Raw genomic sequence first — 12,460 nt, forward strand, 5'->3', positions numbered from 1 at the left:
GGCGTGAGCGCCTCTCCCGCCGCCGTGCTGGTGGCCGGGCTGCCCCCCGACGTTCCCGGCTGGCTGGCCCGCCGGCTGGGCGGCGCCAGCGTGCACTTCCTTCCGGCCGCCCCCGAGGCGGCCGAGGCGCTGCGCGCGTCGCGCTTTCAGCTGGCCGTGGTCGACGCCGGGCTGCTGGAGCCCGCCGTCGTCCAGGCGCTGGCGGGGCGTGGCGCAGAGGGCCCGGCGCTGTTCGTTACGGCTCCCGCCGGCACCCCCGGCCCCGGGCTGGCGGCCCTGCTGGCCACGCTCAAGCCCACCCGCGTCTTTCATCACCCCCTGGACCGCGAGGGGCTGGCCCGCGAGGCCGCCGCCGCCCTCGGGGCCGCCGAGGCCGCCGCGTCGCCCGCGGCGCCCGCCGCGGGCGGGTTGAGCGCGGCCGTCGCCCAGGTGTGGGAGCGCTTCCGCGAGCCGGTGCTCAAGCGGGTGGACGTGGTGGAGCAGGCCGCGCTCTCGCTGCTGGAGGGCGGGCTGGATGCCGAGGCGCGCCGCAACGCCGAGCGCGAGGCGCACAAGCTGGCCGGCTCGGTGGGCACCTTCGGCTACGGCGAGGCGTCGCGCCTTTCGCGCGAGGCCGAGCAGCTGCTGACGGGCTCGGGCGAGCTGGGCCAGGCCGACGCGCTGCGCCTGGCAGACCTGGCCGTGGCCATCCGCCGCGAATTGCAGGCGCCCATCGGCGCCGCGGGACCGGCCGCGGCGGCGCCGGGCGCCGCGCCCGAGGGGCAGGGGGGCGACGGGCCGCTGCTGCTGATCGTGGACTCCGACCGCGAGATGGCCGAACGGCTGGCCATGGAGGCGTCGGGGCGGGGGATGCGGACGGTCGTCGCGCACGGGGCCGACGCGGCGCGGGGAAGCCTGGCGCGGCGGCGCCCCGACGCCGCGCTGCTGGAGCTGGACGGCGAGGGGCGCACGCTGGAGCTGCTGCGCGAGCTGTCCGACGGCGAGCGCCCGGTGCCGGTGGTGGTGCTCACCCGCAGCGACGATTTCGCCGACCGGGTGGAGGTGGCGCGCCACGGCGGTCGCGGCTTCCTGCGCAAGCCCATCTCCCCCCCGCGGGCCATCGACGCGCTGGAGCCGCTGCTGCGCGGCGGCGGCAACCGCGAGGCGGTGGTGCTGGCGGTGGACGACGAGCCCGCCGTGCTCGAGGCCATCCGCACCATCGTGGGCGTGGGCGGGGTGCGGGTGGAGACGCTTTCCGACCCCCTGCGCTTCTGGGATGCGCTGGAATCGGCCGCCCCCGACGTGGTGCTGCTGGACTTCCAGATGCCGGGCGTCACCGGGCTGGAGCTGTGCCGGGTGCTGCGGAACGACCCCCGCTGGCAGTCCGTCCCCGTGGTCTTCCTCACCGCGCAGACCGACGCCGACACCGTGCGCCGCGTCTTCGCCGCCGGGGCCGACGACTTCGTGGGCAAGCCCTTCGTGGGCCCCGAGCTGACGGCGCGCATCCACAACCGGCTGGAGCGGGTGCGGCTTCAGCGCGCCATCGCCGAAACCGACGCGCTGACCGGCGTGGCCAACCGCCGCGGCTCGGAGGACGTGCTGGAGCGCTTTCTTCGCCTGGCGTCGGCGCAGAACGAGCCGTTCGCGCTGGCGCTGATCGACCTGGACTGCTTCAAGGGGATCAACGACCGCTGCGGCCATGCCGTGGGCGACGAGGTGCTGGCCCGGGTGGCGCGGGTGCTCCAGAAGCGCTTCCGCTCCGAGGATGTCGTAGCGCGGTGGGGCGGCGAGGAGTTCGTCGTTGGCATGTACGGGATGGACCGCGCCGACGGCGTGCAGCGCATCGCCGAGGCGCTGGAGGTGGTGCGCGAAGAGGTGTTCACCGACCCGGAGGGGAAGCCGTTCTCCATCTCCTTCAGCGCGGGGGTGGCCGACTACCCGGCGGACGGGCGCGAGCTCCACACCCTGTACCGCGCGGCCGACGCGGCCATGTACCAGGCCAAGGCGGCGGGGCGCGACCGGGTGGTCCCCTCCGGGTGGAGCCCCGAGCGGGGCGAGGGGCCGCGCTCGGTGGACGTGCTGGTGGTGGAAGACGACGATGCCATCGCCCGGCTCCTTCAGCACGCGCTGGAAACGCGCGGCTACCGCCACGAGTGGGTGAACAGCGGCAGCGGCGCGGTGGAGCTGCTCACCGGCCCCAACCCCGAGCTCCGCGCCCGGGTGGTGCTGCTGGACGTGGACCTTCCCGGGATGGATGGCCTGGGCGTGCTGCGCCGCCTGGCGCAGGAAAAGCTGCTGGGCCGCACCCGCGTGATCATGCTCACCGTGCGCACCCACGAGGCCGAGGTGGTGCGGGCGCTGGAGATGGGCGCCTACGACCACGTCCCCAAGCCGTTCAGCGTTCCCGTGCTCCTGCAGCGGATCCGCCGGGCCCTCCGCAGCTGACCCCGCGCCGCGCCGGTCAGCGTCCGAGGGCGAGACGCAGGCGTTGAAGGAGTACGGGAAGGCTGAAGGGCTTCGCCACGTGGTCGAACGCCCCCAGCCGCATCGCCCGGACGATCTCGGCCTCGTTCGACCGGACCGTGAGCATGATCACGCGCGTCGTTCCCAGCAGCCTGGCCTCTCCCAGGCGGCGGAGCACGGCGTGCCCGTCCAGCCCCGGCAGGTCCACGTCCAGCAGCACCGTCCGCGCGGCCAGGGCGGGAGGAACGCCGGTCAACTGCTCCACCGCGGTCACGCCGTCCGTCACGACGCGGCAGGACAGGCCTTCCGCGTCGATGGCGTGCGCCAGCAGGCGCGCGATCACCGGGTCGTCCTCCACGACGAGCACGTCGACCGCCTGCGAATCGGACCGGCCGGGAACCCATCCCACGCCGCAGACGCGGTCCGCGCCCCCCGGTACGGCGCTGGCGGCCGCCCCGCGTGCCGCCCGTTCCAGCGCGGACACGTCGGTTCCGTCCGCCGGAAACACGGCCACTCCCGCCCGGACGGCGCCTGCCTCGTCGCCGACGGCCTCCAGCGCCTTGAGCAGCCGCTGCACGCCGGACGCCTTGTCCATGCCGTACATCACCACCGCCAGCTGCGCACGCGTCCAGCGCCCGAGAACATCCTCCGGGCGCAGGTGCTTCCTGAGCCGGCGTCCCACGCCGGCCAAGCTCGCCGCCGGCGCGTCCGGGGCAGCCTCGACGATTGCGAACGCGAACGGCTGCTCGCGGGCTTCGGCCAGCCGGAGCATGCGCGTAACGTCCGCCGTCACCGACTCGCGGTCCGCGAGTTCCTCGTGCCCGCTCCCGGTGTTCCGGGCGCCCAGGAGCCGAACCCGCTCCAGCCGGTTGTGCACGCGGGCGGCGAGCTCGGGCCCCACGATGGGCTTGGCCACGAAATCGTCCGCCCCCGTCGCGAAGACCCGGTGGATGGTGTCTTTGCCGGCGCTCCCCGCCAGGAACATCACCGCCGTCGCCTGCCAGCGCGGATCGCCGCGCATGGCCCTGCACAGCTCGATGCCGCTGACGGAGGGCATGTCCAGGTCGAGCAGCACCACGTCAGGGCGAATGCGGTCGAGGGCGGCCCAGAACCCCAGCGGGTCGCGAAGGGTCTCCACCTGCAGGCCGGAATCCGCGAGTACCGCGCGGACGGCGTGCAGCACCGCGTCGTCGTCGTCCACGGCGAGGACCACGCCTTCCCGGACGCCCGCGGGGCGAAGCAGGTCGACCACGACACGTGCGGCGTCGCGAGGTCGGGCGGGCGGGGACAGGTATCGTTCGGCGCCGTGGCGCGCGGCGGCGAGCCGGTCCGTAAGCGTGTTGGATGCGCCCAGCACCACGCAGGGGACGGGGGGTACGCGGGCGGCGAGCCACGACACCACTTCCAGCGGCCCGGAGCCATTGACGACCACCGCCGCCGGGTTCAGCTTTCCCGCGAGCGTCCGCGCCTCGTCACGGCCGGCGAACACGGGCGTCATCCCGTCGGCCGAGAGGTGCACCCGCCAATCGCCCGCCGCGTCCGCGGGAATGTCCAGCAGGAGAACCCGTGTACCGGCGGGGCCGATGGGCGCCGCGCCGCGGGGACGGGAGGGCAGGACCGGCTCGTCCCGGAGCTCCCGCCCGATCCGCTCGCTGATTCCCGACAGCCGCAGCGCCTCGGCCGCGTCGATGGCCTGCCCCGTCGACAGGATGTGCTCCGCCTCCCGGGCGAGCCTGGATACCTCGGGAAAGCCGAAGGTACCCGCGGAACCGGCGAGCTTGTGCGCCTGGCGCTCGGCCATGCGGCGCTGGGCGTCCGGCAGTTCGCCCCGGGCCAGCGCCTGCGCGGCCGCGCCGATGTCCCGCGCGCGTGCGATGGCGTCCGGGCGATATCTCTTCCACGATTCTCGCAGCATCGCACGGAGGCGTTCGTCCATGCTGGGGGCCGCCCGCGGTGCGACGGCCGCGAGCACGGGCACGTGCCTCCAGGACCGCGTGGCCTTCACCTCGCCCGCTTGGCGGGTGAGCGCGATCGCCGCGGTCACGTCGGGCGGAATCTCTCCGATGTGCCCCTCGCCGTCCTGCACGTACAGCAGGGCCAGGGTGCCGGGGGAAAGGGAAGGGTTCCGCTGCACCCGCCGCAACGCCGCCGCGGGGGATACGTCGCCCGCGATGATCGGCTCCAGCCCCCCGCGTGTTCGCGGCACGCCGGGCCGGTCCGGGCGCGGCGTACCGATCTCCACGAGCACGGCGGGCCGGCCGTGACGCACCGCTGCCCGGGCGATCTCCGCGGCCGCCGTCCGCCCCCACTCCCCCTCACGTGCGTCGGCAAAGGGAATCACGAGCACCGCGGAGTGTGCAGCCAGCCGGGCCACGAGCCCGGCCCGGGCGGGGGGCGGCACCTCGGGCGTCACGGAACCACGGCCCGCCCGCCCCGCCGGCCGTGCCAGGGGGAATTCGCCGGACGCGTGCTGCGAAGCGACATGGATCGGGAAATCTTCGTCTTCGGGCGATGAACACGTAATGACCGGCCGATTGCGCACGACGTAGGCCGGCGAGGACGAACCCGCGCCGTTCCGTGCGGAGGCTCGCGTGACCGTAGCGGCGTGAATCGTGCCTACGCGACGAGATCCCGAGGCGGCCCTCGTTGGGCCGGAACGGGACGGCCACCCCCGCTGCGCGCCGCCGGAGAGATCCGCTGTGCCGCCCACGCGCTTTCGAACCACATGGATGCACAGTACCTCGTCGAGCGGGTGCTGGTCGCCGAGATCGTCGCCTTCGTGCTCGCGCTCCTGGCGCTCTTCGGGTACGCCATGCGAACCGGCGCCCGGGAGCGCCGATTCGCCGTACCCCTGGCGCGGGGCCGGCGTGCGCTGATGGAAGTGGTGAGGACCGGGCGGCCGACCCAGGCCGACGAGGTGCTGCTGCGCAACCTTCCCACCCGGCTGAAGGTGCGCCTGTTCACGGAGCTGATTCCCAGCATCTCCGGCCAGGGGCGCGCGCAGCTGGGCGCCCTGGCGCGCGAGATCGGGCTGGTGCCCGTGGCCGAGCGGCTGGCGCGCTCCCGCTCGTGGCGCGACCGCCTGCTGGGGGTGCGCCTGCTGGCCACCATCGGCGGCGGGCAGGACATCGTTCCCGCCTTGCTGGACGACGGCCACTCCGGCGTGCGCGCCGAGGCGGTGGAGTGGGCCGGCGCGCATCCTACGCCCAAGATCATCGAGCGGCTGGTGGGGCTGCTTCCCGACACCGACTGCTACGGCCGCTTTGTGGTGCGCGACACCCTGCTGCGGCTGGGCGCCGCCACCATCGAGCCGCTGGTGCGCTACCTGGAAACCCACGACGGCGCGGCGGCCGAGCCGGCGCTGGACGTGGCCGCCGGCATCGCCCACCCCGCCTTCAGCGCCGTGGCGCTGCGGCTGTGCCACGACCCCGACGCGCCCGTGCGCGCCCGCGCCGCCGCGCTGGCCGGCGCCATCGGCGGCGAGGAAGCCGTGGGCGTGCTGCAGCGCATGGTGCACGACGACGACGCGGGGGTGCGCGCCGCCGCCGCCGCCGCCCTCGGCCGGCTGGGGCACTGGCCCAGCGCCGCGGTGATCGCCCCGCTCCTGCGCGACCGCGCCTGGATCGTCCGCAGCCAGGGGGCGCTGGCGCTCCGTGGCCTGGGAAGCCCGGGCCACCTGTACCTGCGCCGGGGGCTGACGGACGAAGACCCCTTCGCGGCCGACATCTCCCGCCAGGTGCTGGACCTCCCGGAATCGTCGGCCGAGCGGGAGCGCTGGTGATGAACGTCGGCGAGTACGTTCAGCTCGTCCTGGTGCGGCTGGAGACGGCGATCCTCGTCTACTTCCTGCTGGTGAACGGGTGGTACCTGCTGCTGCTGCTCAGCGCGGGGTACGAGATGCGGGAGTACGTGCTGCTGGCGCGCGGCCGCGCCCGCTGGCGGCTGATGGGCTCGCGCGCCGCCCCCAGCATCTCCATGCTGGCCCCCGCCTACAACGAGGCCGCCACCATCTCCGAGAGCGTGCGGGGGCTGCTGGCGCTGTACTATCCCAACCTCGAGGTGGTGGTCGTCAACGACGGGTCCAAGGACGAAACCGTCCAGGTGCTGATGGACACCTTCGACCTGGCGCCCATCCATCCCATCTACCAGAAGCGCATCCGCTCCAAGGACATCGTGGGCCTGTACCGCTCGCGCCTTCACCCCAACCTGGTGGTGGTCGACAAGGTGAACGGGGGCAAGGCCGACGCGCTGAACGCCGGCTTGAACCTGGCCACCGGCGACCTGGTGTGCGCCATCGACGCCGACACGCTGATCGAGGCCGATTCGCTGCAACGGATGGTGGGCCCCTTCCTGCACCGCAACGACGTCGTCGCCGCCGGGGGCACCATCCGTATCGCCAACGGGTCCATCGTCGAGAACGGGCGGGTGACCCAGGCGCGGGCCCCGCGCGCCCTGATCCCCGGCTGCCAGGTGGTGGAGTACCTGCGCGCCTTTCTCTTCGGGCGCCTGGGATGGAACCGGCTGGGCGGAAACCTGATCATCTCCGGCGCGTTCGGCCTGTTCGACCGGCAGGCGATGATGAACGCGGGCGGCTACGAGCACGACACCGTGGGCGAGGACATGGAGATCGCCCTGCGGCTGCGGCGCACCGGCTACGAGACCAAGGGCCCGCACCAGATCGCCTTCGTCCCCGATCCCGTGGCCTGGACGGAGGCGCCCGAGTCCCGCCGCGTGCTGGGCCGGCAGCGCGACCGCTGGCACCGTGGCCTGGCCGACGTGCTGTGGCGGCACCGGGGCGTGATGTTCAACCCGAAGTACGGGACGATGGGGATGGTGGTGTACCCCTACTTCGTCATCGTGGAATTGATGGCGCCGGTGGTGGAGTTCATCGGGCTGCTGGGGCTGGTGCTGGGGCTGATGATCGGGGCCATCAACCTGCCGTTCGCCATCCTCTTCTTTTTGGTGGCCTACGGCCTGGGCGCCGTGATGACGCTGATGACGCTGGTGATGGAAGAGATGTCGTTCCAGCGTTACGACACCTTCGCCGACCGCACGCTGCTCGTGCTCTGGGCGCTGGTGGAGAACGTGGGCTACCGCCAGCTGACGGTGTTCTGGCGCCTGCAGGGGATCTGGAAATACCTGCGCGGCAGCAAGAGCTGGGGAGCGATGGAGCGGAAGGGGTTCGCCCCGGCCGTGAAGAAGTAGCCCCTTCCGATGGCGCGAGGGCGGAACGATGGATCGGGTCGCCGGGGACCGGATCGGCACGGCGTGTGAACAGCCGGGTGAACGATGCCCGAGTCCGGCGGATCGGGCAGCTGGACGGGTCGATGACGAGCCGGATCGGGCCGAGGAAAACACGGGAGTGAGATGACGGCAGGCGTGTGGACGGTCCTGGTGGCGGCGGCCGTGCTGGCGGCGCCGCCAGCGTGGGCGCAGGCGTGCCCCGAGGCGGGCAACGCACGGACGGAGGCGGGGTGGACGGCGTTCCGCGCCGGAAACGTGGACGCGGCGCGCGCGGCGTTCGAGGCGGCGCTCGCACGCTGCCCCCGGCACCTGGGCGCGCGTACCGGCGCCGGCTACGTGGCGCTGCGGCAGGACCGCGCCACCGAGGCGCGCCGCGCGTTCGAGTCCGTGGCGACCGACGCTCCCCGCAGCGTCGACGCGCTGGTGGGGCTGGGCCTCGCCGCCTGGCGGCTGGGTGACCGCGACGCGGCGCGGGCGGCGTTCACGCGGGTGCAGGCGCTGGACGCCGCCAACGCCGAGGCGCGCGACTACCTGGCCCGGCTCGGTCCCGCGCCGGCGGCGCGGCCCGCGCGCCCGCCCCTGCGCCTCCCCGACACGCTCACGTATCCCGCGCGCACGCACGGCGACCGCTTCGAGATCCGCACCGCGCGGGGGTGGGAACCGTTCTACATCAAGGGCGTGAACCTGGGGGCGGCCCTCCCCGGCAAGCATCCCAGCGAGTTTCCCGACTCCGCCACCTACGCCGGCTGGCTCGCGCAGATGGCGGAGATGGGCACCAACACCGTGCGCGTCTACACCATCCATCCGCCCCACTTCTACGGCGCGGTGCGGGCGCACAACCTGGCCCATCCGCGGGCGCCGCTCTGGCTGGTGCACGGCGTGTGGGCCGAGCTGCCGCCCAGCGACGACTTCGCGGGGGCCGCCTGGGAGGGCGAGTTCTTCCGGGAGATGCGCGACGTGGTCGACGTGCTGCACGGCCGCGCCGACGTCGTCGAGCGGCCCGGGCACGCCGGCGGCTTCTTCACGGCCGACGTGTCGCCCTGGGTGCTGGCGTACATCATCGGGCGCGAGTGGGAGCCCATCTCCGTGGTGGAGTTCAACCGGCTCCATCCCGAGCTGCGCGCGTTTCGCGGCCGCTACCTGGTGATGGAGGGCGGCACGCCCATGGACGCGTGGCTGGCCAGGGCGTCGGAGCACATCGTCGCCTACGAAACGGAGACGTACCGCGCCCAGCGCCCGGTGGCGTACACCAACTGGCCCACGCTGGACCCCATCACCCACCCCACCGAAAGCACGGTGGCGGAGGAAGTCGCCATCCGCGAGCGGCTGGGCGAGCAGGTGGGCACGCCGCCGCCGCCGTTCGACAACGACGCCACCGGGCTCGACGCCAACCTGGTGAAGCCCACGGCCGCGCTGCCGGCGGGGTGGTTCGCCAGCTACCACGCCTATCCCTACTACCCGGACTTCATGGTGCTGGACCGCGGCTACAACGCCGCGCGCTCCAGCGAGGGGCCGTCCAACTACTTCGGCTACCTGACCCACCTCAAGCGCCACCACGCGAACCTTCCGGTGGTGATCAGCGAGTACGGCGTGCCGGCCAGCATCGGGTCGGCGCACCTGCAGCCGCAGGGGCAGCACCACGGCGGCGTCACCGAGGCGCAGATGGCCGCCATCGACGCCCGGCTCACCCGCGAGATCGCCGAGGCGGGAATGGCCGGGGGAGTGGTGTTCGCGTGGATCGACGAGTGGTTCAAGAAGAACTGGCTCGTGATGCCCTTCGAGATTCCCCTGGAGCGCACCCGCCTCTGGCACAACCGGCTCGACGCGGAGCAGCACTACGGCATGGTGGCCATGGACCCCGGCGAGGTGGTGCCCGGCGCCACCCTGGCCGCCCGCGCCGCCGCCTGGCGTGCTCGCCCGGCCCTCTCGTCCGCGGCCGGCGTCACCGTGCGCGCCGCGGCCGACGAGGCGTACCTGTGGCTGTACGTGGAGCACGGGGGCGCCGACGAGGTCCTGGTGGGCTTTGACGTGGTGAAGCCGGCCGCGGGCGACTTCCGCTGGCCGGGGCAGGTGGGCGAGCGGCTTCCCGTGGGACTGGAGTTCGTGCTCCAGGCACGGGGCGGCGAGGTGCGGCTGCTGGCGGACCCCGCCAGCAACCCGCTCGCCGTGGGCGCCAGCCGGCCGCTGGCCGTGGACCCCGTGCCGCCGCCCGCGATGGAGGCGCCGCTCCCCGGCTTTTTCTGGGGACGGTTCCAGCAGTGGTACAACCGCCCGTTCCTCAGCCGGCCCAACGCGGACGGCATGTACGACTCCATGCGCGTGCTGACCAACCGGCGCCGCTTCGGGCGGGACGGGGTGGAGTACGCCAGCTTCGGCTACGACCGCGGCCTGCTGCGCCAGGGCAACGCGCCGGATGGGCTGTGGGAGCGCGGCGACGGCGTGCTGGAGGTGCGCATCCCCTGGATGCTGTTGAACTTTACCGACCCCAGCGAGCGCCGGGTGCTGCAGGACCCGCCCGGCGCGCCCCCGGCGGAGTTCGGCACGGCGGCGGTGGAGGGCATCCGGCTGATGGCGGCCGCGCGGCGGGGCGACCGCTGGACGCAGTGGCCGGCCGCCGCGCCGTTCACCTGGCCCGCCTGGGAGGCGCCGCGCTGGCGTGCCCGCACCCGCCCCGTTTTCGACTCCATGCGCGAAACCTTTCGCACCATGGCCACGCCCGTCACGGAGAACGATCGATGAAGCGCGCGGTTCTGCTCGCGCTGGCGCTGCTGGCCGGGGCGCTTCCCGCGCGGGCGCAGGACGCGGCCGACCGGGCCTGGGCCGCGGGCGAGACCGAGGCGGCGCGCCCGCTGTACGAGGCGCGCCTGCGGGCGGACTCGACGGACGCCACCGCGCTGCACCGCCTGGCGCTGCTGCACGCCTGGGCACAGCGGTACGACGAGAGCCTGGTGCTGTTCGACCGGCTGCTGCGGGTGAGCCCCGGCAACCGCGAGGTGCAGGTAGACCGCGCACGGGTGATCGGGTGGCGCGGCGACCCACGCGGCGCGGCGGCGGCGCTGGAGCCGCTGCTGGCGGCCGATCCCGGGTTCCTGCCGGCGCTGCAGGCCCGCGCCCAGTTCGAGTCGTGGGCCGGCGCGTACGACGCGGCGCTGGCCACGTACGGCCGCATCGCCCAGATCACCCCCGACGATCGCTCCGTGGGGCTGGACCGGGCGCGCGTGCTCTCGTGGGCCTCGCGGCACGAGGCGGCGCGGGCGGCGTACGACTCGCTGCTGCGCCAGGACCCGAACGACGTTCCCACGCTGCTGGGGCTTGGCCAGGTGCTGGCCTGGTCCGCGCGGCTGGACAGCGCCGAGGCGGTGTACGCGCGCGTGCTGCGGATTGCCCCGGGCGAGGTGGAGGCCCAGCGCGGCTTGGCGCGGCTGGCGGGGTGGGGCGGGCGGCTGGTCTCCGCCGAGACCCGCTGGCGCGCCCTGCTGGCCACGCACCCGGACGACGTACCGGCGTGGGTGGGCCTGTCGCAGACGCTGCGCTGGCAGGGGCGCGACGCGGCCGCCTACGACGCCGCACGCCGCGCCGTGCGGCTGGCGCCCACGGATCCCGACGCCCGCGAGGCGCTGCGCTGGGCGGGCATGCCGCTGGCGCCGCGCGTAAACGCGGTGCAGCTGTACGAGTCCGATTCCGACCTCAACCGCATCATGACCACCTCGGCCACGGCCGCCTACCGTCCGGCGCTGAACGTGGAGCTGCGCGGCGACGTGTACGCGCGCACCAGCGAGTCGGGGGAGCGCGGCGTGGGCGAAGGCTTCTACGTGGAGCGCCGGACGGTGGGCGCTTCGCTTTCGGGGTGGACGCTGCTGGAGCCGGGATGGGGCCTTTCGGGCACCGTGGGCGCGAGCGACCTGGAGGACTCGGGCGCTCCCATCGCCACCGTGCGGGCGGCGGTGAGCTCGCCGGCGCGCTACCCGCTCAAGGGCGGGCTGGGGTACGCGCGGTATGCAATGGACGCCACGGCGCAGCTCATCGAGCGCGAGGTGCGCGTGGACGAGCTGTCGACCTCGCTGGGGTGGAGCCCGGCCCGGGGATGGACGGTGTCGGGCGGGGGCGGAGGTTCGCGGTTCACGGGCGGCGAGTCCGGCGAGAAGAACCACCGGTGGAACGGGAACGTGGCGGTGGCGCGCCGCCTGTCCGCGCCGGTCACGCTGGGGATCGGCGTGCGCGCGTTCGGGTTCGAGCGCGACCTGAACGACGCGTACTTCGACCCGGACTTCTACGGGCTGGCCGAGGCCACGGCGCGGTGGCTGCGCGAAACGCGGCACTGGTCCGTGGAGGCCGAGGTGGCGCCGGGCATCCAGCAGGTGCGGAGCGACGGGGAGCCGGGCGGGGCGGTTCGCGGGGTGGGGAGCGTGGCGTACCTGTTCTCGCCGGGGCGGCGAATCGTGCTGCAGGGCACCTTTGCGAACGCCGGCCTTTCCGCCATCGCCGGCAACGGGGCCGACTACCGCTACCGCGCCGTGAGCCTGACGGGCGCCTGGAGTTTCTAAGAGCGGCTGTCGACAGGATGCACGCGAAAGCTGCCGAAGCGCACGCGAATTCTCCCTTTCCCCTGCGAAGCGGGGGAGAGGGCCGGGGAGAGGGGGCTCCCGGGTACAGGAGTGGTAGATTGTTTACAGTTTAGACCGGGAGGATCGTTGACAGTTTGCGATGGTAACGAGCATGGCCTCGACACGGAGATGAGCCATGCCGCAACCGACACGACCTGTGAACGATCGTC

General features: G+C 73.8%; 6 protein-coding genes. 5 read left to right on the top strand and 1 reads right to left on the bottom strand.

The window, feature by feature from the left end:
• Window positions 1-3: 3 nt before the first annotated feature.
• The gene (locus VF632_RS17470) at window positions 4-2,424 is read left to right on the top strand and encodes a response regulator (RefSeq protein WP_331024215.1); all 2,421 of its coding nucleotides are present in this window, start codon (window positions 4-6) and stop codon (window positions 2,422-2,424) included.
• Window positions 2,425-2,440: 16 nt separating this feature from the next.
• On the opposite strand, the gene VF632_RS17475 is transcribed toward VF632_RS17470, so the two are convergent.
• Complete coding sequence (locus VF632_RS17475; RefSeq protein WP_331024216.1) at window positions 2,441-4,789, bottom strand: response regulator; 2,349 nt, start codon at window positions 4,787-4,789, stop codon at window positions 2,441-2,443.
• A gap of 378 nt (window positions 4,790-5,167) precedes the next feature.
• On the opposite strand from VF632_RS17475, the gene VF632_RS17480 reads away from it, so the two are divergent.
• The 4 genes from VF632_RS17480 to VF632_RS17495 all read left to right on the top strand — a co-directional run bounded on the left by VF632_RS17480 (window position 5,168) and on the right by VF632_RS17495 (window position 12,230).
• Window positions 5,168-6,223 carry a HEAT repeat domain-containing protein gene (locus VF632_RS17480; RefSeq protein WP_331024217.1) on the top strand — a complete coding sequence of 352 codons (1,056 nt, stop codon included), beginning with the start codon at window positions 5,168-5,170 and terminating at the stop codon, window positions 6,221-6,223.
• The gene (locus tag VF632_RS17485) at window positions 6,223-7,647 is read left to right on the top strand and encodes a glycosyltransferase (protein ID WP_331024218.1); all 1,425 of its coding nucleotides are present in this window, start codon (window positions 6,223-6,225) and stop codon (window positions 7,645-7,647) included. Before VF632_RS17480 ends, VF632_RS17485 begins: the two co-directional genes overlap by 1 nt.
• Window positions 7,648-7,809: 162 nt before the next feature.
• The gene (locus VF632_RS17490; RefSeq protein ID WP_331024219.1) at window positions 7,810-10,425 is read left to right on the top strand and encodes a tetratricopeptide repeat protein; all 2,616 of its coding nucleotides are present in this window, start codon (window positions 7,810-7,812) and stop codon (window positions 10,423-10,425) included.
• Entirely contained in the window at window positions 10,422-12,230 is a 1,809-nt protein-coding gene (locus VF632_RS17495; protein ID WP_331024220.1) for a tetratricopeptide repeat protein, read from the top strand. Before VF632_RS17490 ends, VF632_RS17495 begins: the two co-directional genes overlap by 4 nt.
• Window positions 12,231-12,460: the final 230 nt, after the last annotated feature.

The sequence above is a fragment of the Longimicrobium sp. genome (genome assembly GCF_036388275.1).
Lineage (GTDB): Bacteria > Gemmatimonadota > Gemmatimonadetes > Longimicrobiales > Longimicrobiaceae > Longimicrobium.